This window comes from Enterobacter quasiroggenkampii (genome assembly GCF_043972695.1).
GTDB classification, from domain to species: Bacteria; Pseudomonadota; Gammaproteobacteria; order Enterobacterales; family Enterobacteriaceae; genus Enterobacter; species Enterobacter quasiroggenkampii.
The window spans coordinates 4,633,238-4,656,563 of record NZ_CP143745.1 but is presented as its reverse complement, the minus strand read 5'-3'; the positions used below and the strand labels follow the sequence as shown (position 1 = coordinate 4,656,563).

Below are 23,326 nucleotides of genomic sequence, written 5' to 3'. Positions count from 1 at the left end.
TTGAAATCAATGGATTAAAAAATCGTACAAAAAGTATGGTTTAAGTCAAATCTGCGATCTCCATCAAGTTTAACAACTAAAGATAAATTGTTTACCGCCGAAAAAACAATGACCCACAAAATTAACATTCAAATAACCTGCAAGGGATGCACGCCATGTCCTCTCCAACCTATGTCACCCAGAATGAATATCCTCTGGACGATGACACCACCTTAATGTCTACCACAGACATCCACAGCTACATTACCCACGCCAACGACACCTTTGTGCAGGTGAGCGGTTACCAGCTCGATGAGCTGACGGGCCAGCCGCACAATATGGTGCGCCATCCCGATATGCCAAAAGCCGCGTTTGCCGATATGTGGTACACGCTGCAGCAGGGCGAGCCGTGGAGCGGGATTGTCAAAAACCGGCGCAAAAACGGTGACCACTACTGGGTGCGTGCTAACGCGGTGCCGATGGTGCGCCGCGGGCAGGTGACGGGCTATATGTCGATTCGCACCAGAGCCACAGCGGAAGAGATCGCCGCCGTGGAGCCGCTCTACCGGGCGCTGAACGACGGGCGCTGTAAAAAACGTATTCACAAAGGGCTGGTGGTGGGAAAGGGCTGGCTGGGCAAACTGCCGGCCATGCCGCTGCGCTGGCGCGTGCGCAGCGTGATGGCGGTGCTCTTTGCCGTACTCGCCGCCACGCTGGCCACGACCTCCGCAGGCTGGACGCCGCTCGCCGCGGCCGCGGTGGTGATGCTGCTGGGAACGCTGCTGTTTGAGCAACAGATTGTCCGCCCGATCGAGAATGTGGCGCGACAGGCACTGAAGGTCGCCACCGGCGAGCGCAATAGCGTGCAGCACCTGAACCGCAGCGACGAGCTGGGCCTGACGCTGCGCGCGGTAGGGCAGCTTGGCTTGATGTGCCGCTGGTTGATCAATGACGTGTCGAGCCAGGTGGTGAGCGTCCGTGACGGCAGCGACAGGCTGGCGCAGGGAAATGAAGATCTGAACGATCGTACGCGTCAGACCGTCGCGAACGTGCAGCAGACCGTCGCGACAATGAACCAGATGGCCGCGTCCGTTCAGAGTAACTCCGAAACCGCCGCCGAGGTGGACAAACTCTCCGTGGCCGCGAGCAGCGCGGCAACGAAAGGGGGAAATGCGATGCAGACCGTCGTTAAAACGATGGATGACATTGCCGACAGCACGCAGCGAATTGGCTCGATTACCTCTCTGATTAACGATATCGCTTTCCAGACCAATATTCTGGCGCTGAACGCGGCGGTTGAAGCGGCAAGGGCAGGCGAGCAGGGCAAAGGTTTTGCCGTGGTCGCGGGCGAAGTCCGTCATCTCGCCAGCCGCAGCGCCAGTGCGGCTAATGATATTCGTAAACTCATTGATGCCAGCGCCAGCAAGGTGCAGTCCGGCTCTGAGCAGGTACACGCTGCGGGCCGTACGATGGATGATATCGTTGTGCAGGTGAAAAACGTGACGCAGCTTATCGCCCAGATCAGCCACGCGACCTCCGAGCAGGCAACCGGGTTATCAGAGTTAACCCGTGCGGTGGCTGAACTTGACAGCATCACGCAGAAAAACGCCGACCTGGTGGAGGAGAGCGCGCACATTTCTGCCATGGTGAAGCATCGCGCCGGACGTCTTAAGGATGCGGTGACCGTGCTCCATTGAGTCAGCCATGTTCCAAAAAAGCCGTTTATACCATAAGGAATAAACGGCTTTTTATTTTTCCCATTGTGACTATTAATGTGGTTTATTGTTAATTTAATATTAAATAACTAAAGAAAGTGCCTCAGTTATTTATTCCTGCCTAAGTCAGTTCTTCAGAATCCTGTTTCAAAAATACCCCGTTTGACGGTCTGGTAACGATCGATGAAGCAATATTAATAGCCTACACCTATGCATTGTGAGGGTTATGAAATAAAAAAACGATCAAAGTCATAAAGTTAGCCAATCCGTTACCGATAACAGCGATCGTCTGAGAAATAATCACATCGATGGAGTAAATATGTTCTTACATGACGTAAAGATCGGCACGAAATTATTTCTGGCGTTTGGGTTCTTTATTGTCCTGATGGCGATCAGCGCAAGTGTGTCTTTGCTGAGCCTGAACCGGGCAAATAATGGGATGCAATCCATTATTACCCATGACTATCCGACCACGGTAAAAGCGAACCAGTTAATCGATAACTTCCAGGAATTTATTAGCACTCAACAGCTGATGCTGCTGGACGAGCAGGGTACTTACACGGGGCAATCTCAGCAGCGCCTGAAAGAGATCAGCGAGCATATTACGGTGATTCTGGGCGAGCTGAACAACGCCTTGCAGGATCAAAAGTCTCAGCAGGTGTTGGCGGATATCCGCAGCGTGCGCCAGCAGTATCTGGATTCGCGCTATCGTATTTTGCAGGCAGTGCAGAACAACAACCGTGCGGGCGCCATTCAGGAAATGATGACCACCACCCTTGCCGTGCAGCAGGCTTATAAAGCGAAGGTGAAGGAGCTGATTGCCATTCAGAACAGCGAGATGCAGCGTGCGGGTACGCAGGTGGAAGGGGATTTCAGGTCTAACCGTCTGCTGCTGATCCTGCTCACGCTCTTTAGCGTTGCGGCAGGCAGCCTGATTGGCTGGTTTATCGTGCGCGCTATCACCCGCCCGCTCGGTGAGGCGGTGAATTTCGCAAAAGCGATTTCAGAGGGCGATCTGACGGGCAGCATCACGCCACACGGCAAAGACGAAACGGGCTTGTTGCTGCATGCGCTGATGGAGATGAAGACGCGTCTGCTGGACATTGTGCAGCAGGTGCAGACCGGCTCGGAGAATATCTCCAGCGCAGCCGCGCAGATTGTCGCCGGTAACCAGGATCTGGCCGCACGCACGGAAGAGCAGGCCAGCTCCGTTGAACAGACTGCCGCCTCGATGGAGCAGATCACCGCGACGGTGAAAAATACCGCCTCGCATACCGGTGAAGCGACCAATCTTTCTGCCGATGCCGCCACGGTGGTCAAAAACAACGGTGAGATGATGAAGCAGGTGACCAGCAAAATGCGCCTGATTAACGAGACCTCCAACCGGATGTCCGACATTATCGACCTGATCGACGCCATTGCATTCCAGACCAACATTCTGGCGCTGAACGCGGCGGTGGAAGCGGCGCGCGCCGGTGAGCATGGCCGCGGCTTTGCGGTTGTCGCCGGAGAGGTGCGCCAGCTTGCCCAGAAGAGCGCGTCGTCTGCCAGCGAAATCCGGGAGCTGATTGAGAGCTCCACCAGCCAGACCCAGGACGGGATGAACCTGGTCGAAAAAGCGAGTGGGCTGATTAACGGCATGGTCGGCAACGTGGAGGAGATGGATGCGATCCTGCGTGAGATCCGTCAGGCCAGCCATGAGCAGACGGAGGGGATCTCGCAGATCAACAGCGCGATTGGCCTGATTGACGCCACCACCCAGCAAAACTCCGCGCTGGTGGAGGAGTCCGTCGCGGCGGCGGCATCGCTTAATGAACAGGCGAGGCACCTTAAAGAGCTGGTACGCGTCTTCCGCGTGAGCGAGCACGCACCGGCTTAATCCAGCTGGGAGATCTCCAGCGCCGCGCGGTCAATCACGCCGATAATCTGCTTAAGCTGCGCGTCGCTGAGCTCTCCCTGATTTACCTTCAGGTCCAGTACCGCTTTGAAGTTATCCAGCGCCCGCTTCATCTGCGGGTTTTTGCGTAGCTGAAAGCCGACGCTGCGCGCTTTGATACGCACCTGGATCTGTTCCAGCTGTTCCTGGTTTTCATCCAGCCAGCGTTGTCCTTCAGCGGTAATCGCAATGCGCTTACGCCCGTTTTCTTCTTCCGTAATGGTGATAAATGTCTGATCCTGCAGATAATCCAGGGTTGGATAGATGACGCCCGGGCTCGGGGTGTAGTTTCCCTGCGTCAGGTTCTCGATCTCTTTGATCAGCTCGTAGCCGTGGCTTGCGCTACGGGTCAGGATATCCAGAATCACCAGCCGCAGATCGCCGTGGCCAAAAAAGCGCGGTCGACGCCCGCCGCCATCGTGTTCGTGTCGCATAATATGCCCTTCATTTTGATATATCTAAACTATATCTAAGATATATTCAGATGCAATCTAAAAGATCTTGCATTTTTCCTTATTAGTAATCATTATCATTTGAAAATTGATTTAGATATATCGTATTCACCAGAAAAGGGTCTAAAAATGGCATCTACCCGTTATCCACAGCGTGTTCGTAATGACCTGCGTTTTCGCGAACTGACGGTGCTCCGCGTTGAGCGCGTCAGCGCGGGTTTCCAGCGCATTGTGCTAGGCGGCGAGGCGCTGGAGGGCTTTAGCTCCCGCGGTTTCGACGACCATACCAAAGTCTTTTTCCCGGCACCCGGGACGACATTTACGCCGCCGGTGGTCACCGATGAAGGCATCGACTGGGGTGACGGCGTGCGTCCGCAGGCGCGCGACTATACGCCGCTCTACGATGAGGCCCGTCATGAGCTTGCGTTGGATTTCTTCATTCATGACGGCGGCATAGCCAGCGGATGGGCGATACAGGCGAAGGTAGGCGATAAGCTGACCATCGGCGGCCCGCGCGGTTCGCTGGTGGTGCCGGAGGATTACGCCTGGCAGCTGTACGTGTGCGACGAGTCCGGCATGCCCGCGCTGCGTCGACGCTTAGAGAGTATTGCGCAACTGCCGGTTCGCCCGGATGTGCAGGCGGTCGTGACGGTTGGGGATGAATCGTATAAGGACTATCTGGCGCACCTGAGCGCATTCAACATCACCTGGGTGGTGGGCCACAGCGAGCAGGCCGTCGCGGACCATCTGGCGACGCTGACCGTTCCGGGGGACGATTACTTTATCTGGCTGACCGGGGAAGGGAAGGTGGTGAAAAGCCTGAGCCGTCAGTTTGATGCCGACGCCATTGACCCGCAGCTGGTGCGTGCCAGCGCATACTGGCACGCCAAATAATCAGGCTGCCGAATCCAGCTGCGCTTCGCTCACCTGATGTTCGAGCGAGGTGCGGACCTCGTGCAGCGCTTTCTCCTGCTGAGCAAAGTACGCTTCCATATTGCTCAGTGAGGAGACCAGCAGCCAGGACTCCTCTTTCTCCAGCTCCGCCAGCTCGTTCACTAAGGTGTCGATCTGCTCGCGGACCTGTGCCATTTTTTTGCGGATACGTTCCAGATCGTTCAGCCTGTCGCTGGCCATCAATGGCTCGAAGCCCTGCTGCAGGCGGGCCACCAGCGAGCGAATGGCTTTCACATCGCCGCGCTGCTTCGCCTGGTTAAGCTGCACCATCATGTTGTTGGCTTCTTCTTTCAGATCGTCCGCCACCAGATCCGGGTGGCAGAGCTTGCTCGCCTGTCGCCAGAGACGCTTGAGTTCGTTCTGGTCCTCTTGCGAAAGATACTTACCTTTGCGTAGCCGCACTTCGGCATCGTGATGCTGTTCGCGATACTTCTCGTACTCTTCGTTGGCCTCGTCGCGAGCCTGACGTGCAGGCTCCTCTTCGCGCGTTAAGCCGCTCTCCAGCTCCTGCGCTTCGGCCAACAGGTTGGCAATCAGATTGCTTTGCTGCTCCAGATGCTTACGCGCCTCGGCGGCCTGGACGGAGTCAGCCGGGAGATCGCGCCAGCGCTGGGTGAGCGTCGCCAGCACCTCTACCGCCTGCGCCATATAGTGCTGGCAGCGACGGTAATCCTCCTCGCGACGACGCGCTTCCGCCTGCTGACGACGCAGGTTCAGCTCCGCCAGCGTTTTTCGCAGGGCGAGGATCTGCTGCATCAGCGGCCCGAGGCGGGAGAAATAGAGATCGTTGAACTCATCAAGCTGCTGCACCCGCGCGTTGCGGCGGTCAATCAGATCGCGCAGACGCTCTTCCAGCGCCTTCAGCTCCAGCTTGCTGGCCGCCACCTGCGGATCGCGCCACGGGGTCACGGCGCGCTGGCCCTGCAGCCAGGCGGTGATGGCCGCCATGGCCGCGGTGTAGTTCTTCTCCTCAAGCGCCACGACGATTGCCTGTAGCTCATCGTCAAACGCTTCATTTTTCAGGCGTGTCAGCTGGCTCTGGATGATGTCGTCATCTTCCAGTTCAATGGCATTTTTAATGATTTCTAGCCGTTTGATCGGTGTGCTCATGATGCCTTTCGCTTTGGCGCTTAAGTATTTGAGTTAAGGTTAGTTGTTGTAAAAGCTACAGGAAATAATACACACGGATGATGATCGGCGCGATGGGGGATTTCTTTAGTTTTGCAGTTTGTGAGTAAAGGAACTGGAGGGTTTGAGTTTACGGTTCCCGCTCTGCCAGTGTTGCCACGCTTGAAGAGTGAGCCAACATTGGCGATTCGTTGTTCAAAGAGTATTAATAAACGCCTCAAAATACAACGGCACGCGCATTTTTATTACACTAAACCTAAATTTATTTTTTTTAGTTGACCTTTATATCTATGAGTGATTTGTTAATAGCATTCAGGGATGTTAATGCCTCGGGGTGTCTCTCTGAAAAATAAGCAAGGATATATATAAAGGTAACGGTATGCGATTTTTAAAATATATAATTATTCCAGCAATAGTGAGTCTTTCTGGCTGCAGTACTTTCTTTCCTGAGCCGAAAATGTACACGCCACCGCCGAGTAGCGAGGATGTCGCTAAGCTTCGTCTCATTGGGCCGCCGATGAGTTATGGCATCTATCAGTATGATAAATCTGGTAAAGAAACAGGTGGGTGGGTACTTAAGCACAATCGTTATTTGAACCCTTTCCTTGGGTCGACGAAAGATATTGGTCTCCCTAAAGTCACGGGGAAGAAATACGACAAAGACTATTTCGAAACGTTGATTGTGCCAGATGAAAAAACCACTATCCAGCACGCTTTATATCAGGGATGTAATGTATCGCTGACTTTCACGCCAGAAAAGAAAAAGATCTACGAAGGGCATATTAGCTATAGCGATAAAACGGGATATTGCGTGCTTTATATGAAAGAAGTCGCGCTTGATACCGTCAATGGCATTTATGTTGAAAAGGATTTTGTACAGTGAAAGCCATTAACTTTTTAGGTGTGGCGTTAGCCTGTCTCCTGAGCGCCTCATGTGCATCGAACTACGACGGAACCAAGGCGACAAGCCTGGCTCAGTATTCGGAAAAAGAGATAAAGCAGAAGCTGATCCCAGAGGTCACGACCCGCAAAGATGTGCTGATTGCTTTTGGCGTACCAGCAAATACGGCTGACTACAATAATACGCGCCACTGGGAGTATACGTCGCAGATCATCGATCGTCGTATCTATCTCATCATTCCTCTTAATCTGGATCGCAAGCAGCACCTGTCCGTCGATTTTTCTGACAAAGGAATTCTGACTTCTTACAACTACATCGAAAAATAGCATTTAAAATCAACCAAAAGGCTGGCGAATCTCGTCAGCCTTGAATTTAGTATCCTCAGCTTACTTCGCTATAGATCCCCACCACGCGTCCCACCGTTTTTATCTCGTCGATACCGCATTCAAAGGGAACCTTGCCGCCCGCCACGTGAAGTTTTTTCCCCGGCAGCAGCGTCAGATCGCGGATGCTGGCGGTGCCTTCAATCTCAACCAGCCACAGGCCGTCGGTTAACGACGCCTCTTTTTCGATAAAGTGCAGCTTCCCCTCTGCCCGGACGGCGATGCCGCGCGTCAGCGGTTTGCTAAAGAAAGCAGCGTCGATACTCAAAATGGAATTTTCTTCCAGCCTCCCGTCACTGAGTGTGAATGTCGCAACCGAAACGGGATCGCCCGGGGCGGGGTTTCCTGCAAACTGCGCACCCTGGCCGGTCATCAGCCAGCGAAGGCTGGCGCCGGTGTCCAGCGCACACTGAACCGCAAAGTCGTAAGAGATGGTACCGCGCGCGTAGCGGTTCTGAAGCGAGCTGGCGGCGATATTAAAGTGTCGGGCCAGCTGGATTTTCTGCGTGAAACCATATACCTGACAGATTCTATCGAGCAATTCTTCATTATTCACTTGAGAATCTAGTATCAAAATATATTCCTTTGGGTGTTTACTAATACTCATTTGGGTATTAGTATCATTACAAATTCGGGCAATCAGCGGAAGACGTTGGCAAACTGAGGCTAATGATTGCAGGCATTATCAAAATGGGAATCATGCAGCATGGCTTCCGAAATCGCAATCCTCAAACGGCGGAAAAAGCCGTGCTCTGCCCGTTTTGAACGCATTAGCGTGCATACATTTACGCGAGGGGAGATATGGCGATAGAAGCTGCCCGTGCAAGGGTTCCACTAAGCGTGGGGGCGCGTCTTAGCGGGCTTAACCACATCGCTGAACTGCGCGCCCGCTACGGGAGCGATAGCGGGAAAGAGCTGGCACGGTTTATGGCTGACATGCGCGATAAGCGCGATCCCTTTTTTGAGGAGAACAGCAGGGCGCTGGCCGCTCTCTTTTTCCTGGCGAGATTACCCGTCGCCCGTCATGAGTGCGATATCAGCGAGCTGACCACAGAGGAGAAAAGAGCGCTAATTACCGCGATGAATCATTTTCGTGCTGTTGTGAGTTTATTTCCTGAACGGCTGACCATGCCGTTGTAACCCAACCCAAAAACGAATGGCGTAAACCCGCCGGGCACCCTGTTGCCTGAATTTAAGGAGAACGCGTAATGCGACACAGTGAAAACCGCCCTTATCCGATCGGAAGTGAAGAACTGCAACGCCTGCTGATGGAGGCAAAAACAGAGGAACGATGCGCGCGCGCCCTTGCGGTCTCCCTGCGTCTGGAGGCGCTGGCAAGCCAGATCTACAAAACCGGCATGAGCGGAGAAGACGTTGCCGAACTGCTGTGCCACGAGGCGGCCCGCTACGAGCGTGAATCCCAGGAGCTGCACTGATGGCCGATTTTATCGATCTTGCCCAGGCGCGCGAGCAGGAAGACAGAGAGCGCCACATTAATAGCGCCCGCAGACGACCCGCATCGCCTTCGCGTTTCTTCTGCGAGGAGTGTGAGGCTCCAATACCGCAGGCGCGCCGTATGGCGGTGCCCGGCGTGGCCCTGTGCGTCACCTGTCAGGAGATCGCGGAGATGAAAAATAAACACGTCCGGGGAGGGTGAGTTGGCTACGTCATTCGCTTATCCGTGGAATGCACCGCGGTCGGCCATTGCCAGCCCTTATCTTACCCATGCCCAGCAGCAGCGTCGCGATCGCTTCTTCGCGACGCTGCTGCAGGCAAGAATGGCCCTCTCACAGCAGCCTGACTGCGTGCGTTTTGAGGTCTGGCGCGCCGTTGACGCCCTCGAACTGCATCGGGGCAATCCCCAGGCCAATGCCTTTTTTATCCGCTTCTGCAACAGGATATTGCCCCGCCTGCGGCGGGTCTCTGAACGCTATGCCTGCGCAGGTTTGCATGACGCAGTCTACCGAGCCGTGTTTAAAGGCCATTTCGATACCCAGCTTCTGCAGTACCTTGCCTCGCGAATGGTTGAACTGGTTGCCCGCTATAACCGTCTGCCGGATATGTCCCGCGCGGATATCGACCTGCTGGCCGGCGATATTGCCAGCTTTATTCGCGGCGAGCTGGCGAATATTAACGATGCTGAGATGGGTGAATACCAGACGCTGTACGTCTGGTATCAGCGCGCCGGACTGATCGCCCGACAGTTCAACGTGTCGCCTCCGCACTGGGAGCGGGTGTCGAAGACATTTTTCAACAAAGACGATGTTGCCGCTGCGGTGATGCGGATGTTTTCCGAGGCGTGGTGGCGCGGGCGTTTACGTCGGATCGCGGCTGCCTGGCGCGAGCATTTGCAGATTGCCCTCGGCAACGTCAGCAAAAAGAGAATGGCGTACGCGAGCAAACGCTGCGTGACCGAGTGGCGCGAGCAGAAGCGCCGCACCCGTGAATTTCTCAAGGGCATGGAGCTGGAAGATGAAGAGGGCAACCGCATTAGCCTGATTGAAAAATACGATAGCTCGGTGGCCAACCCGGCGATACGTCGCTGTGAGCTCATGACCCGCATTCGCGGGTTTGAAAATATCTGCCAGGCGCTGGGCTATGTGGGCGAATTCTATACCTTAACCGCCCCCGCGCAGTATCACGCCACCGTGAAATCGGGCTACCCCAACGCGAAGTGGAACGGGGCCAGCCCGGCGGATACGCAAGGCTACCTCACCCGGGTGTGGGCGCGCATCCGCGCAAAGCTGCACCGGGAAGGTCGCCGTATCTTTGGTATCCGCGTCGCGGAACCCCATCACGACGGTACGCCCCACTGGCACATGCTGATGTTTATGCGGCCGGAAGACGTCGAATGCGTTCGCCGGATTATAGGGGACTACGCCCGGGAGGAGGATGCCGCTGAGCTGCAGAGCGAAAGCGCCAGACAGGCTCGCTTTCACGCGGACGCGATCGATCCGCAGAAAGGCAGCGCTACCGGCTATATCGCCAAATACATCTCAAAGAATATCGACGGCTATGCGCTCGATGGCGAGACCGATAACGAAAGCGGCGGCCTGCTGAAGGAGACGGCGTCCGCCGTATCGGCCTGGGCAGGGCGCTGGCACATTCGCCAGTTTCAGTTCATCGGCGGCGCGCCGGTAACGGTCTACCGCGAGCTGCGCCGACTGGCAGACGCAGAGACCGCGCGTGGTCTGAGCGTCGAGTTTGCTGCCGTCCATGAAGCTGCCGACGCCGGTGACTGGGCGGGTTACGTCACTGCACAGGGCGGCCCGTTTGTGCGTCGCGATGATTTACAGGTGCGCACGCTGTATGAGCCGGGTACCGGGTTTAACCAGTACGGCGAAGAAACGGTCCGCATCCGCGGCGTGTACGATTCCGCCGTCGGCGCGGGCAGCCCGGTTTTAACCCGGCTCACGCAGTGGAAAATTGTGCCGAAGCGGGCCCAGGAGCCTGAGGATGTATCTGCGCCTTCTCGGAGTTCTGTCAATAACTGTACGCTGAGCGATCTCTCTCAACCCCTCAACCGGCGTGCGAGACGGGCATTAACCGAGCGTATTAAGCGCATCCGGCCCGGCGCAGCGGCGCCCTTTGTCTTCGAGCGGGATCCGCAGAACGGGGTCCCGGAGAAGGTGATTGATGAAGTTCGGCTCGCCACCGGAATCGCCATCAGCCGCGCAGAGGCCCTGCATCTTATGGCGGGTGGCGTAAGCCGCTTTAATGACAAATGGTGCAGAGGCGCAGCTGACGGATCGCTCTTTCCGGCAGCGCGTTCTTATCAGCATAAGGCGCGGAAAATCCTTGAACGTATTGGGCATTTATCGGATCTGTTCGCTCTGAGAGCACGCTAATCTCCATCGATATCATGCACATACCGTGAAGAGTTCTGATTTTTCGCTTCACTCTTTTTATGAATACGTGATACTGTATGTTTATACAGTATCTCGTGGTGGAGGTTGTGTGGACAGAGAGTTGAACGAGCAGGTCATGATTGAACGCGTCGAGATGATTGCTCGACTGACGACAGAAGGAACATGTCAGGAAAGAGATCGTGAGATTGCCCTGAATTTGATTGCTGAGATTGCGCGGGGAAATTTAATCAAAAACAACGCGTTTACCGTTGTTTTCTCAGCATCGCCTGTTCCGGAACGCATCAAAAAAGAGGGTAACGTTCGGGTGAACATTACGCTTGATAAAGACCAGCAGATTGGCCATGGCGTCGTCGAGGCCTTCCAGAACGAACTGACCCGCCGAATAAGATCCCTGTTCCCGTCATCGCGGGTGACCGTGAAAATAGGATCGATGACGGGAGTAGAGCTCCAGGGGCTCGAAGGAGAAGCCGATCGCGAGATGCTGGATAATATTCTCCGGGAAGTCTGGGAAGACGAGAGCTGGCGCTAGCCCAGCATCATTACCCGAATGCACGCCCTCATTCTGATTTTGCGCTTTCGTTGACCCACGCTTCGCTGCTTGTGGACGGTCTGTTGTGTCCGCGATTGTCCATCCGTCAGCGATAGCGAAAAGGCCGCCAGCCCGGGAAACTCTACAGTACCTGGTAACCGGATGTTGGGAGCGTCTGATGAAGATCTATGCAATGCAGGGGGACACGCTTGATGCCGTTTGCGCCCGCTATTATGGGCGCACGGCTGGCGTCGTAGAAGCCGTTCTGAAGGCCAATCCTGGCCTCGCGGAGTCAGGCGTTATCTTGCCTCACGGCACGCCGGTAGAGATGCCGGAGGTAAATAGCGCCCCCACCAAAGAATCCGTAAATCTATGGGACTGAGCCTGGAGAAAATCACCACGTTTATCGCCTACTGGCTGGCCGTGGCGCTGGCCTGGTTCGGGGCGATGTCGCCTGAAAAGGTCGCGCTGTACGTGGGGAGTGTTTGCGCCATTTTTACCGCACTGACGAACTACTGGTTTAAGCGAAAAACCTGGCGCTATCTCCAGTCGCTGGGCCTCGATAAGAAGAGCATTCGTGAACTCAATCATTAAGCGTTGCAGCGTCGCCGGCGTGCTGGCCCTGGCTGTGCTGATGCCCGATTTTCGTTTACTGAAAACGTCCCCTGAGGGGCTGGCGCTGATTGCCGATCTCGAAGGATGTCGCCTCTCGCCCTACCGGTGCAGCGCTGGGGTATGGACGTCAGGCATTGGCCACACGGCAAACGTTGTGCCGACGCGGGACATTACCGAGCGTGAGGCCGCGGTAAATCTGGTTGCTGATGTACTCAACGTTGAGCGACGACTGGCGACGTGCGCGCCGGTGGAGATGCCGCCGCGGGTCTACGACGCGCTGGTGAGTTTTACCTTTAATGTTGGCGCAGGCGCCGCCTGCCGTTCGACTCTGGTGTCTTTTATTAAGCGTAAACAGTGGTCGCAGGCGTGCGAACAGCTTACCCGCTGGGTGTACGTCAACGGCGTCAAAAATACCGGTCTGGAAAACCGCCGTGTCCGCGAAAAGGCCTGGTGCATGAAGGGGCTGCCATGAGAGTCCTCATGCTGATGCTGGCCGGGCTGCTGGCGATCGCGCTGTGGCTTCGTCATGACAACCAGACCCTGTCCCGTTCCTTAGCCACGGCCAACCGGGTCGCCAGCGAACAAAAAAATGCCCTCGCCACGCTCAACCATCAGCTGTCCCAGTCGCAACGGATGGCCAGAGCAAACGAAAACGCCCAGGTCAGGCTCCGTGAAGAGCTTGTCGCTGCGGGTGAGGAGAGGGCAAGACGGGAAGCGACTATCGGGAGATTACTCAATGAAAATGAAGCGTTACGCCGCTGGTATACCGCTCAGTTGCCTGATGCTGTCCGCAGGTTGCACACCCGCACCGCCTGCGCCTCCGCAGCCCATTGTTTACAACGCCTGCCCGAAGGTGAGCCGCTGCCCGATGCCGGGAAGCGAACCCGCCACTAACGGCGATCTCAGCGCCGATATTCGCAGGCTTGAGTACGCCCTTATCGCCTGCGCGCTGCAGGTTGAAACCATTAAAGACTGTCAGGATAAACTCGATGCACAAACTCAAGAGCCTGCGTCAGGCATTAATTGACGCGATCCCCCAACTGAATGCCAACCCGGAGCGCCTGCAGATGTCGGTCGGCAGCGGCAATATAGACGCCCGTCTTGCCTCCTCGCTCTCCTTTGAAAAACGGTATGTGCTGAACGCGAAGGTTAGCGGTTTCACGGGCGACAGCGAGGGATTTTTTGTTCCGGTACTGGCCTGGCTGCGGGAAAACCAGCCGGACATTTTTACCCTCGATGACGGACGCAAAAACGGATATACCTTCGCGATCGTCTTAAACGATGACGCTACGATGGATATCAGCATCAGCATGCAATTAACCGAGCGCATTCTTGTTTCCGAGGAACAGGGCGTTCTGCACGCGACCTATTCCCCGGAGCCGCCGCTGCCGGAGCCCGTCACGCGTCCGAAGGCGTTGTACATCAACGGTGAGCTGGTCAGCCAGTGGGAGGACTAAGCTCCCCACGCTGAAGGCCGCCAGCCGCCAGCTGTCTGGACCGCTTGTTGTATCATCCCGCAGAAAACCCCGTCTCGTTGCTGCCGTTCCTCCTGAACGGCATTCTCTTCTCATGAATACATTAACTTCCATGCACGGTATCGCTCGCGCGATCCGCAATCTGATTCGTATCGGTGTTGTGACCGACGTTGACCTCAACAGAGGGCTTTGTCGTGTCCAGACCGGCGGGATGAAAACCACCTGGCTGAACTGGCTAACCTGCCGTGCGGGACGTTCGCGCGTGTGGTGGGCCCCTTCCGAGGGAGAGCAGGTGCTGCTGCTGGCCATCGGCGGTGAGCTGGATACCGCCTTTGTGCTGCCCGGCATTTTCTCTGATGACCATCCGGCGCCGTCCGGGTCGCCTGACGCGTTCCACGTCGCGTTCCCTGACGGCGCGGTGATCGAGTATGAACCCGGACGCGGGGCGCTGACGGTTTCAGGTATTAAAACGGCCGACATTTCCGCTTCTGAATCGCTGACCGCCACCGTGCCGGAAGTGCGGGTGATCTCAACGTCCCGCATCACGCTGGATACGCCTGAAGTGGTGTGTACCAACAAGTTAATTACCGCCTCGCTGGAAGTGCAGAAGGGCGGGGTGATGACCGGAAATATTGAGCACTCCGGCGGTAAATTGACCTCCAACGGGGTGCAGGTGGACAACCACGCGCACGGCAGTGTGCAAAGCGGCGGAAGCTGGACTAAGGGGACACAATGACGGTGCGTTACAGGGGAATGAACAGGCAGACCGGGCTAAGCCTTTCAGAGGCTGACCACATCCGGCAGAGCGTGCGCGACATTCTGGTTACGCCGATTGGCTCGCGGGTCATGCGCCGGGATTACGGCTCACTGCTGGCGGCGATGATAGACAGGCCGCAGAGCCCGGCGCTGCGCCTGCAGATCATGGCCGCCTGTTATTCCGCCATCCAGAAATGGGAGCCGCGGATAAGCCTGACGGCCATCACTTTCGAACGTTCGGAGAACGACGGGACGTTGTATGTCGATATCACCGGCACGCGCCCGACCTCTGGACAATCCTTTTCTATCACCATTTCACTGAGTTAAACGCTATGGCTATTGTTGATCTGAGCCAGCTCGCCGCGCCTGATGTCGTGGAGGAGGTGGATTATGAAACGCTGTTGGCAGAACGAAAGGCCACCTTTGTCTCCCTCTATCCGGAAGAGGAGCGAGAGGCGATTGCACGGACGCTGACGCTGGAATCCGAGCCGATTGTGAAGCTGCTGCAGGAGAATGCCTACCGGGAAGTCATCTGGCGCCAGCGCGTAAACGAGGCTGCACGGGCGGTCATGTTGGCCTATGCGGCAGGCCACGACCTGGACCAGATCGGGGCAAACGCGAACCTTGCGCGTCTTACGATTACCCCTGCCGACGACACCACGTTACCGCCCACTCCGGCTGTGATGGAGTCCGATACCGACTTTCGTCTGCGCATCCAGCAAGCGCCGGAAGGGCTGAGCGTGGCCGGTTCGACGGGCGCGTATCAGTTCCATGGCCGCAGTGCAGATGGTCGGGTGGCTGACATTTCCGTCATTAGCCCACAGCCCGCAAACGTCACGGTTTCCGTGCTCTCCCGGGAGAATAACGGCGTAGCGTCTGAGGAACTGCTCGCCGTTGTTCGCAATGCGCTGAACGATGAGGACGTCAGGCCCGTCGCCGACCGCGTGACCGTCCAGTCGGCCAACATTGTCGACTACAGCATTGAAGCATCGCTTTTCCTTTTTCCCGGCCCCGAAAGTGAACCAGTACTCAATGCGGCAAGAGCCCGATTACAGACCTACATCACGGCTCAGCATCGGCTGGGACGCGATATCCGCAAGTCAGCCATTTACGCTGCCCTTCACGTGGAAGGGGTGCAGCGGGTGGAACTGACCGCACCCGCGGCTGACATCGTGCTTGATGAAACTCAGGCCTCCTGGTGCAGCCACTACAGCGTAACCGTGGGGGGAAACGATGAGTAATGCCCGCCTTTTACCGGTCGGCTCATCGGCGCTTGAGGTCGCCGCGGCGCGCGCCTGTGCGGACATCGAAAATACGCCGGTTCCGCTGCGCCATCTCTGGAATGCGGACACCTGTCCGGCGAATCTGCTGCCCTGGCTGGCGTGGGCGTTTTCGGTTGACCGCTGGGATGAGAACTGGCCGGAGGCCACCAAACGGGAGGTGATCCGCGCCGCGTGGTTTATTCATGCCCACAAGGGAACGATAGGCGCTGTACGTCGCGTGGTGGAGCCGCTTGGCTATCTGATTAATGTTACCGAGTGGTGGCAAACCAACGATCCGCCCGGCACCTTCCGCCTTGATATCGGCGTACTGGACACGGGCATCACCGAGGAAATGTATTACGAAATGGAGAGGCTTATTGCTGATGCAAAGCCTGCCAGCCGCCACCTTATTGGCCTGAATATCATCCAGGACATTCCGGGTTATCTCTATACCGGCGCCCTGAGCTATGACGGCGACATCATCACGGTTTATCCCGGATAAGTGAGAGCACAATGACAGTAAAATATAAAACGGTTATCACCAAAGCCGGTGCCGAAAAACTGGCTGCCGCGACCGTCCCGAACGGCAAGAAAGTCAATTTTACGGCGATGGCCGTGGGTGACGGTGGCGGCACATTGCCGGTTCCTGATGCCGGGCAGACGAAGCTGGTTAATGAAGTCTGGCGCCATGGGCTGAATAAAATTAGCCAGGACAATAAAAAGCTTAACTATGTAATCGCGGAGCTTCTCATTCCTCCCGAAGCGGGTGGTTTCTGGATGCGTGAGATGGGGCTTTACGATGACACCGGTACGCTGATTGCCGTCGGCAACATGGCGGAAAGTTACAAACCATTACTGGAGCAGGGATCGGGCCGTGCACAGACCGTGAGAATGGTGATCATGGTCAGTGATATCGCCTCGGTCGAGCTCTCGATAGATACGTCTACGGTGATGGCGACCCAGGAGTACGTTGATGAGAAGCTTGAAGAGCATGAGCAGTCTCGCCGTCATCCCGATGCCACGCTAACGGCTAAAGGATTTACGCAGCTCAGTAGTGCGACTGATAGTGTGTCTGAAACGCTGGCCGCAACGCCGAAAGCGGTTAAGGCTGCCTACGACCTTGCCCGTGGTAAGTATACGGCTCAGGATGCGACTACCGGACAAAAGGGGATTGTTCAGCTTAGCAGTGCAACCGATAGTGCGTCTGAGGCCCTTGCTGCGACACCCAAGGCTGTGAAAACGGTTAGTGATGACCTCATTAAACTCAGGAATAGCCAGGGTACCGCTGCGACCAAAAATGCCCAGGAGGCGCCTGACGATATAACTCCTGGTCGGCTGCTGGTTAATGGTGGTGCAGTAGCTATCAGATCTGTATCTGCAAGAGCCGGTACGGGACTTTCAAATGCCGATGCTCTGCCGCCCAACTCGGTGAGTTTTTGTTATTCGAATGCAACCAATTCGCCAGGTTATGAGGCGACGATTCTTGATGTCGGCGGGCTGGGCGGTTACCGGGTTCAATACGCTGCATCTTATAGCGATGGTGGGAAACAGCTTAAATTCCGTGCGCTTAATGGTGATAATAGTACGTGGGGAGGTTGGCAGACGATTTATCATACCGGTAATAAGCCCAATGCTGTCGATGTTAATGCGGTATCAGCCTTTGGCGGAGATTATAACGGTACCTTCAGATTTGGCAGGGTAGGAACGGTACCTACTGAAAGGAACTCTTCAGTTCTTATTAGCGCTCAGCCAGGAGGACCCGGCGGGATTGTTTCTGGCGCTATATTCGAATGGTACGATAATTCGATGGCTATCGGCCTGACGAGGGGGGGGGGCACCGATGCTACTGGATTTGCTATATGGCTCAACAATCGTCTTCTGGCAACAGTTGCTCCAGATGGAGCGATTGCGAGTAGTGGAAATATCTACTCAGGACAAGGAGTATTTGAATCAGGCGGAGCGGTTCGAGTTTATTCATCAAATAACCCACCCCCACAACAAGATTTAAGCCCTTATGCACGACAGGACTGGACACTGCAATACTTTGTCCGTGATGTTGCTATGGGGGCTGAGGGGGCATTCACGATAGTAAGAAATGCCTGGCAGCGTGTGCCTCCAGGATGTGCCATGACAGGCTATAACTTTGAAGGCGATAACCCAGGCGGCGATACGATTTTCTACCGCCCAATTCAGAAGTACCTGTCTAATATCGGATGGATTACTGTAGGTCATACAGCATGATTACACTTAAAAATTTCGTTCAATATGAACCAGAATATAAAGACTTTATGTTTAACGCAATTTTCCTTCAGTCAGAAGAAGGGCTGGATTGGTATTATCATATGTCCCGCTTTCAGCCCGATAGTTTGAAAATATGCTACGACAAAAATAATGTCATTCGTTCTTTTAGCGAACAGGTAGATCGGCTTTTTCCGCTGGGTATGTCAGTTTCAGAAGTTGACCTAACAGACGTGCCTGAAGGTCTTAATATATACGGCGAGTGGATGTGGAATGGCACTGAAATTATTCCACGCCAGTTGAGTCGTGAGGAATTGATTCAACAGGCGGAAACCAGAAGAAGTGAATTACTTGCCGAAACTTCAGATATTATTGCCCCACTCCAGGATGCCTCCGATCTTGGCATTGTAACAGATGAGGAAGCTGCCTCGCTGTTACTCTGGAAGCGCTATCGGGTGATGCTAAACCGGCTGGATCTCAGTACTGCCCCAGCTATCGAGTGGCCTGAACGCCCCGCCTGACTCCCAAACCCTCCATCCGGAGGGTTTTTCGTTTGTTGTGTAATCCTTTCCCCAACCCCAATACGTCGCATCAATCACGCACTCCACAGACAATAGCCTCACCACTAAACGAAGGAGTTAACCGGATGGGCGACTATCACCACGGCGTGGAAGTTATCGAAATCAACGATGGCACCCGCACCATTTCCACCGTCTCGACGGCAATCATCGGTATGGTCTGTACGGCCAGCGATGCTGACGACAAGACATTTCCTTTAAACGAGCCCGTGCTCATTACCAACGTGCAAACTGCGATTGCGAAAGCCGGCAAGGCGGGGACGCTGTCCGCTTCTCTGCAGGCGATTGCTGACCAGTGTAAACCGGTTGTCGTTGTTGTTCGTGTGGCTGAAGGCGCCGCTGAAACCCCGGAGGAGGCGCGCAAACAGACCGTTTCCAACATCATCGGTACTACCGATGAAAACGGTAAATATACCGGCCTGAAGGCGCTTCTCACGGCGAAAACGGTAACCGGCGTTAAGCCACGTATTCTCGGCGTGCCGGGGCTGGATTCTCAGGAAGTGGCAACCGCGCTGGCCGCGATGTGCCAGAGCCTGCGCGCGTTCGGCTATGTCAGCGCATGGGGATGTAAAACCATTTCTGAGGCGATCGACTACCGCAAAAACTTCAGCCAGCGCGAGCTGATGGTTATCCACCCTGATTTTCTGGCATGGGATACCACCACGAACGCAACGACGACGGCCTGGGCAACCGCTCGCGCGCTTGGCCTGCGCGCCAAAATCGACCAGACCATCGGCTGGCATAAAACCCTGTCAAACGTTGGCGTCAACGGCGTCACGGGCGTAAGCGCTTCTGTCTCCTGGGATCTGCAGGAACAGGCTACCGATGCGAACCTGCTTAACCAGGCGGGCGTCACCACGCTGATTCGCAACGATGGCTTCAAATTCTGGGGTAACCGTACCTGCTCTGACGACCCGTTATTCGTCTTTGAAAACTACACCCGTACCGCGCAGGTGCTGGCCGATACCATGGCGGAAGCGCACGCGTGGGCGATGGATAAACCCATCACGCCAACGCTTATCCGCGACATCGTTTCCGGTATTAATGCCAAGTTCCGCGAGCTGAAAACCAACGGCTATATCGTCGACGGCTCCTGCTGGTATGACCCTGAGTCGAACGACGCAACCACCCTGAAAGCGGGGAAACTGTATATCGATTACGACTACACCCCTGTCCCGCCGCTGGAAAATCTGACCCTGCGCCAGCGCATCACCGATACCTATCTGGCAGACCTGTCAGATTCGGTTAATAGCTAAGGAGCTAAAGCATGGCGTTACCACGCAAACTTAAATACCTGAATATGTTCAACGATGGCCTGAGCTATATGGGCGTTGTTGAGTCTGTGACCCTACCGAAGCTTACCCGCAAGCTGGAGAAGTATCGTGGCGGCGGTATGCCGGGCTCGGTCTCTGTCGATCTCGGTCTGGATGATGATGCCCTGGCGCTGGAGTGGACTGTTGGCGGTCTGCCGGACGCCGCGCTGTGGGCGCAGTACGCTTCTCCGGGCGCGGACAGCGTGCCGCTGCGCTTTACCGGCTCTTTCCAGCGTGATGATACCGGCGAAATCTCCGCCGTCGAAATCGTCATGCGCGGCCGTCATAAAGAGTTTGATGGCGGCGAGAACAAGCAGGGCGAAAGCGGCACCACCAAGATGTCCACCGAGTGCGCGTACTACCAGCTGACCATTGATGGCAAAGAGATCATCGAGATCGACATCATCAACATGGTGCTGAAAGTCGACGGCGTCGATCGTCTGGCTGAACACCGTAAGGCCATCGGCCTGTAATCCTTTAACCGGCCGGGATAGCCGGCCGGTAAGCTAACTTTCAGAAGAGTAATGAAATGGAAAATAGCAACGAGAACGCCATGAACGACAGCTCATACATCGTCACGCTTGATAGCCCCGTTCAGCGCGGCGAGCAAAAAATTGAACAGGTGACGGTCTCCAAACCGAATGCCGGGACTCTGCGTGGGATCTCGCTGGCCTCGCTGGCGCAATCCGACGTTGATGCCCTGATCAAGGTGCTGCCGCGAATGACCTCGCCGGCTCTGACCGAGCATGAAGTTGCGCGTCTGGATGCCTGCGATCTGCTCTCTTTTGCCGGTAAGGTGATCGGTTTTTTGTCACCGGCTTCGGCTCGCTGAGATTTCCCGAAAATCTGTCGGTCGACGATCTGATGGCGGATATCGCGGTGATTTTTCACTGGCCGCCGTCAGAACTGTACTCCCTTAGCGTGACCGAACTCCTCTTATGGCGCGAAAAAGCGCTGCAGCGAAGCGGAAACCACCATGAGTAATAATGTCAGTCTTCAGGAACTGCTTAAGGCAGTTGATCGTGCAAGCCGACCGCTTAACGCTCTTCAGAACGCCAGCCTGACTCTCGCGAGCGATATCCATGATTCGCAGACGGCGCTGGGGGCGCTCGACGAGCAGGCGGGTCGTATTAACGGCTTCAGAAAAGCAAATGCCCAGCTCGCCACGACGGAGCAGTCGCTTGCTCAGGCGAAACAGCAGGCGGCGGCGCTGGCGTTGCAGTTTAAAAACACACAAAACCCTACTCAGGCACAGGCTGATGCGCTGTCCGCAGCCCGAAAATCGGCAGCCAACCTCAAGCTTGAGTACAACAGCTTACGTTACTCGGTACAGCGTCAGCGGACTGAACTCGCTCAGGCGGGAATCAACACGCGAACGCTTTCGTCGGATGAGCGTCGTTTAAAAAGTCAGATCGGCGAAAAAACGCAGCAGCTTAACCGACAGCGGGATGCGCTGGCCCGCGTCAATCAGCAGCAGGCGCAGCTGAGTACCGTTCAGAATCGCTACGAGTCAGGCAAACGCGTAGCCACGCGGGTGCATCAACTGGCTAACGCGGGCGTGGGCATGGCCAAAGCGGGCTTTGATCAGACGTCCCGGTTTATGGCGCCTGGCATCAGTTTTGAAAAACAGATGTCGACTATTCAGGCAAGCCTTGGTCTGGAGAAGGGCGACGCCCGGCTTGAGGCCATTCGCCAGCAGGCGCGGGAGGTCAGTGCCAGGACCGGAGTACCCGCAGATACGGTCGTCCGTGCACAAACCGAACTGGCTCGTTCAGGCTACGACGCCGATGGGGTTATTGCTGCCACTGTACCCACGGTTAACCTCAGCCTGGCGGGGAATGTCGACGCGGCTAAAGCGGCCGATATGATCGCCAGCACGCAGGCCGCCTATAACCTGACCGATACGGATGCGGGACGCATCGCAGATTTACTTACCCGCGGGTTTACCTCTTCGAACACCAGTCTCGTTGAGATGGCGGCGGCCGTCACCTCCGCTGCGCCCGCTGCGGATGCGACCGGTATGGGTCTTGAAGAGACAATCGCGCAGCTTGGCGTTCTGACGGAAAAGGGAATGAACGGTGCCGCCGCCGGGGACGCGCTCAGCGCGATGCTGCGACAGCCACAGGCTCCGGATGCACTGCGTTCAGCCGCGGGTAACGGCGCGCTTGATAAAAAACGCCAGCAGTTGCAGGGGGCAACAGGCAGTTCCGCGCTCGTGGCTTCCGTGCAGACCGACAATCTTGACGGCGATATCAGCAAATTCCAGGCCGCGTGGAGCGGGCTGAAGATTGACGTATTTGATAAAGCAGATGGCGCTTTGCGCAACCTGATAACAACCGCAACCGGCTGGCTTGGCACGGCCTCCCTGTGGGTGAATGCCAACCCTGAGCTGACGCAGACCCTTGCCAGCATTGTTGTCGGCGCGCAGGCATTTGCTGGGGTACTGGGTGGCGTAGGCACGGTTATTGGTCCGGTTCTGACGGGCATCAATATGGTTATTACCGCGGCCGGGATGTTAGGAACGATATTCAGCGTGGTGGGCGGCGCCATCATGACGGTGCTGGGCGCCCTTAGCTGGCCGGTGATAGCCCTTGGCGCGGCGATTGCCGCCGGTGCTTTGCTGATTTTCAAATACTGGGAGCCCATCAGCGCCTTCTTTGGCGGGGTGATGGAAGGGCTTTCAACGGCTTTCGCACCGCTGGGTGCGCTGTTCTCACCGGTGATGGCGGTATTTGACGCTATCTCGGAGAAGCTGGGCGGTATCTGGCAATGGTTCACCGACTTGATTACGCCGATCAAGGCGACGCAGGAAACGCTGGATGGCTGTAAAAACGCTGGCGTGATTTTTGGACAGGCGCTGGGTGATGCGTTAATGGCACCGCTTAATCTCTTTAACAGCCTGAGCGGCAAGGCCAGCTGGCTGCTGGAGAAACTCGGTCTTATCAAAAACGAGTCGGGTAATCTCGATGCCGCGGCGGCAAAAGCAGACGCGACATCCTCTCCTGCGGGCAGTTCGTCCATTCCGGTGGCGGGGATCTCTGGCGTCGGCCAGGGGTATCAGCCAACCCTCGTGCCGGGAGGACGCTCTTACGTTGATCAGAGTAAAAGCGAATATCACATCACGCTGCAGGGGGGCACGGCCTCCGCAACGGATCTGACGCGTCAAATCCGGGAGACAATAGATAGCATTGAACAGGATAAAGCGAGACGGCAGCAATCCAGCTTAATGTATGGTTGAGGAGA

At 55.9% G+C, this 23,326-nt stretch carries 30 protein-coding genes; 27 read left to right on the top strand and 3 right to left on the bottom strand.

Translation table 11 applies throughout. The annotated features are described in order from the left end of the window. The first annotated feature begins 155 nt into the window (after window positions 1-155). The gene (locus tag V1572_RS22180; RefSeq protein ID WP_395299602.1) at window positions 156-1,676 is read left to right on the top strand and encodes a methyl-accepting chemotaxis protein; all 1,521 of its coding nucleotides are present in this window, start codon (window positions 156-158) and stop codon (window positions 1,674-1,676) included. Window positions 1,677-2,013: 337 nt separating this feature from the next. Further along, the gene (locus V1572_RS22175) at window positions 2,014-3,573 is read left to right on the top strand and encodes a methyl-accepting chemotaxis protein (protein WP_395299601.1); all 1,560 of its coding nucleotides are present in this window, start codon (window positions 2,014-2,016) and stop codon (window positions 3,571-3,573) included. Here V1572_RS22175 and V1572_RS22170 read toward each other — a convergent pair. Continuing rightward, window positions 3,570-4,064, bottom strand: a complete 495-nt coding sequence (locus tag V1572_RS22170) for a PadR family transcriptional regulator (protein WP_045910044.1) — start codon at window positions 4,062-4,064, stop codon at window positions 3,570-3,572. The genes V1572_RS22175 and V1572_RS22170 overlap by 4 nt on opposite strands. Window positions 4,065-4,211: 147 nt before the next feature. Here V1572_RS22170 and V1572_RS22165 point away from each other — a divergent pair, with 147 nt between their 5' ends. Beyond that, complete coding sequence (locus V1572_RS22165) at window positions 4,212-4,976, top strand: siderophore-interacting protein (RefSeq protein ID WP_395299600.1); 765 nt, start codon at window positions 4,212-4,214, stop codon at window positions 4,974-4,976. On the opposite strand, the gene V1572_RS22160 is transcribed toward V1572_RS22165, so the two are convergent. Then, window positions 4,977-6,146 (bottom strand): DNA repair protein, encoded by a 1,170-nt coding sequence (locus V1572_RS22160; RefSeq protein ID WP_395299599.1) that lies wholly within the window; start codon window positions 6,144-6,146, stop codon window positions 4,977-4,979. A gap of 397 nt (window positions 6,147-6,543) precedes the next feature. Between V1572_RS22160 and V1572_RS22155 the strand changes: the two genes are divergently transcribed. Both V1572_RS22155 and V1572_RS22150 read left to right on the top strand, forming a co-directional pair. After that, window positions 6,544-7,047, top strand: coding sequence for a hypothetical protein (locus tag V1572_RS22155; protein WP_080347321.1), 504 nt, complete (start codon window positions 6,544-6,546; stop codon window positions 7,045-7,047). Continuing rightward, window positions 7,044-7,391, top strand: a complete 348-nt coding sequence (locus V1572_RS22150; RefSeq protein ID WP_048028933.1) for a hypothetical protein — start codon at window positions 7,044-7,046, stop codon at window positions 7,389-7,391. Before V1572_RS22155 ends, V1572_RS22150 begins: the two co-directional genes overlap by 4 nt. A 55-nt stretch (window positions 7,392-7,446) precedes the next feature. Here V1572_RS22150 and V1572_RS22145 read toward each other — a convergent pair whose 3' ends face one another. Then, window positions 7,447-8,022 carry a phage repressor protein CI gene (locus V1572_RS22145; RefSeq protein ID WP_045910040.1) on the bottom strand — a complete coding sequence of 192 codons (576 nt, stop codon included), beginning with the start codon at window positions 8,020-8,022 and terminating at the stop codon, window positions 7,447-7,449. Window positions 8,023-8,249: 227 nt separating this feature from the next. Between V1572_RS22145 and V1572_RS22140 the strand changes: the two genes are divergently transcribed. The 22 genes from V1572_RS22140 (at window position 8,250) to V1572_RS22035 (ending at window position 23,321) form a co-directional block, all read left to right on the top strand. Continuing rightward, window positions 8,250-8,588, top strand: a complete 339-nt coding sequence (locus tag V1572_RS22140; protein WP_023616298.1) for a DUF5347 domain-containing protein — start codon at window positions 8,250-8,252, stop codon at window positions 8,586-8,588. Window positions 8,589-8,656: 68 nt separating this feature from the next. Next, window positions 8,657-8,884, top strand: a complete 228-nt coding sequence (locus V1572_RS22135; RefSeq protein ID WP_023616297.1) for a DUF2732 family protein — start codon at window positions 8,657-8,659, stop codon at window positions 8,882-8,884. After that, complete coding sequence (locus tag V1572_RS22130) at window positions 8,884-9,105, top strand: TraR/DksA family transcriptional regulator (RefSeq protein WP_048028939.1); 222 nt, start codon at window positions 8,884-8,886, stop codon at window positions 9,103-9,105. Before V1572_RS22135 ends, V1572_RS22130 begins: the two co-directional genes overlap by 1 nt. A 1-nt stretch (window position 9,106) precedes the next feature. Continuing rightward, window positions 9,107-11,296, top strand: coding sequence for a replication endonuclease (locus V1572_RS22125; protein WP_395299598.1), 2,190 nt, complete (start codon window positions 9,107-9,109; stop codon window positions 11,294-11,296). Window positions 11,297-11,405: 109 nt separating this feature from the next. Beyond that, window positions 11,406-11,846, top strand: coding sequence for a DinI-like family protein (locus tag V1572_RS22120; protein ID WP_023616189.1), 441 nt, complete (start codon window positions 11,406-11,408; stop codon window positions 11,844-11,846). Window positions 11,847-12,024: 178 nt separating this feature from the next. Next, entirely contained in the window at window positions 12,025-12,228 is a 204-nt protein-coding gene (locus V1572_RS22115) for a tail protein X (protein WP_024906438.1), read from the top strand. After that, a complete protein-coding gene (locus V1572_RS22110; protein ID WP_023616187.1) occupies window positions 12,219-12,440 on the top strand; it encodes an HP1 family phage holin in 222 nt (73 codons plus the stop codon). Before V1572_RS22115 ends, V1572_RS22110 begins: the two co-directional genes overlap by 10 nt. Continuing rightward, window positions 12,424-12,933, top strand: coding sequence for a lysozyme (locus V1572_RS22105; RefSeq protein WP_023616186.1), 510 nt, complete (start codon window positions 12,424-12,426; stop codon window positions 12,931-12,933). Before V1572_RS22110 ends, V1572_RS22105 begins: the two co-directional genes overlap by 17 nt. Then, window positions 12,930-13,355: an Rz-like lysis system protein LysB gene (lysB, locus tag V1572_RS22100; protein ID WP_063622459.1), complete on the top strand. Its 426-nt coding sequence runs from the start codon at window positions 12,930-12,932 to the stop codon at window positions 13,353-13,355. The genes V1572_RS22105 and lysB overlap by 4 nt, the downstream gene beginning before the upstream one ends. After that, window positions 13,243-13,488: an Rz1-like lysis system protein LysC gene (gene lysC / locus V1572_RS22095; protein WP_229226321.1), complete on the top strand. Its 246-nt coding sequence runs from the start codon at window positions 13,243-13,245 to the stop codon at window positions 13,486-13,488. Before lysB ends, lysC begins: the two co-directional genes overlap by 113 nt. Continuing rightward, window positions 13,451-13,918 carry a phage tail protein gene (locus tag V1572_RS22090; protein ID WP_045910033.1) on the top strand — a complete coding sequence of 156 codons (468 nt, stop codon included), beginning with the start codon at window positions 13,451-13,453 and terminating at the stop codon, window positions 13,916-13,918. The genes lysC and V1572_RS22090 overlap by 38 nt, the downstream gene beginning before the upstream one ends. 112 nt (window positions 13,919-14,030) lie before the next feature. Then, the gene (locus tag V1572_RS22085; protein WP_045910032.1) at window positions 14,031-14,672 is read left to right on the top strand and encodes a phage baseplate assembly protein V; all 642 of its coding nucleotides are present in this window, start codon (window positions 14,031-14,033) and stop codon (window positions 14,670-14,672) included. Beyond that, entirely contained in the window at window positions 14,669-15,019 is a 351-nt protein-coding gene (locus V1572_RS22080) for a GPW/gp25 family protein (RefSeq protein WP_023616182.1), read from the top strand. The genes V1572_RS22085 and V1572_RS22080 overlap by 4 nt, the downstream gene beginning before the upstream one ends. Before the next feature lie 5 nt (window positions 15,020-15,024). Next, entirely contained in the window at window positions 15,025-15,933 is a 909-nt protein-coding gene (locus V1572_RS22075) for a baseplate assembly protein (protein WP_048224966.1), read from the top strand. Then, a complete protein-coding gene (locus V1572_RS22070) occupies window positions 15,926-16,456 on the top strand; it encodes a phage tail protein I (protein ID WP_023616181.1) in 531 nt (176 codons plus the stop codon). Before V1572_RS22075 ends, V1572_RS22070 begins: the two co-directional genes overlap by 8 nt. A gap of 11 nt (window positions 16,457-16,467) precedes the next feature. Further along, on the top strand, window positions 16,468-18,195 hold the full coding sequence (locus V1572_RS22065) for a phage tail protein (RefSeq protein ID WP_395299597.1): 1,728 nt from the start codon (window positions 16,468-16,470) through the stop codon (window positions 18,193-18,195). Beyond that, on the top strand, window positions 18,192-18,713 hold the full coding sequence (locus V1572_RS22060) for a tail fiber assembly protein (RefSeq protein WP_063439547.1): 522 nt from the start codon (window positions 18,192-18,194) through the stop codon (window positions 18,711-18,713). Before V1572_RS22065 ends, V1572_RS22060 begins: the two co-directional genes overlap by 4 nt. A gap of 125 nt (window positions 18,714-18,838) precedes the next feature. Further along, window positions 18,839-20,026 carry a phage tail sheath protein gene (locus tag V1572_RS22055; RefSeq protein ID WP_227879569.1) on the top strand — a complete coding sequence of 396 codons (1,188 nt, stop codon included), beginning with the start codon at window positions 18,839-18,841 and terminating at the stop codon, window positions 20,024-20,026. A gap of 11 nt (window positions 20,027-20,037) precedes the next feature. Continuing rightward, entirely contained in the window at window positions 20,038-20,556 is a 519-nt protein-coding gene (locus V1572_RS22050; RefSeq protein ID WP_045910027.1) for a phage major tail tube protein, read from the top strand. A gap of 56 nt (window positions 20,557-20,612) precedes the next feature. After that, entirely contained in the window at window positions 20,613-20,915 is a 303-nt protein-coding gene (locus tag V1572_RS22045) for a phage tail assembly protein (protein WP_262796633.1), read from the top strand. A gap of 32 nt (window positions 20,916-20,947) precedes the next feature. Continuing rightward, window positions 20,948-21,067 carry a GpE family phage tail protein gene (locus V1572_RS22040; RefSeq protein WP_023616176.1) on the top strand — a complete coding sequence of 40 codons (120 nt, stop codon included), beginning with the start codon at window positions 20,948-20,950 and terminating at the stop codon, window positions 21,065-21,067. Next, window positions 21,060-23,321: a phage tail tape measure protein gene (locus V1572_RS22035; RefSeq protein ID WP_262796635.1), complete on the top strand. Its 2,262-nt coding sequence runs from the start codon at window positions 21,060-21,062 to the stop codon at window positions 23,319-23,321. Before V1572_RS22040 ends, V1572_RS22035 begins: the two co-directional genes overlap by 8 nt. The last annotated feature ends 5 nt before the right edge of the window (window positions 23,322-23,326 follow it).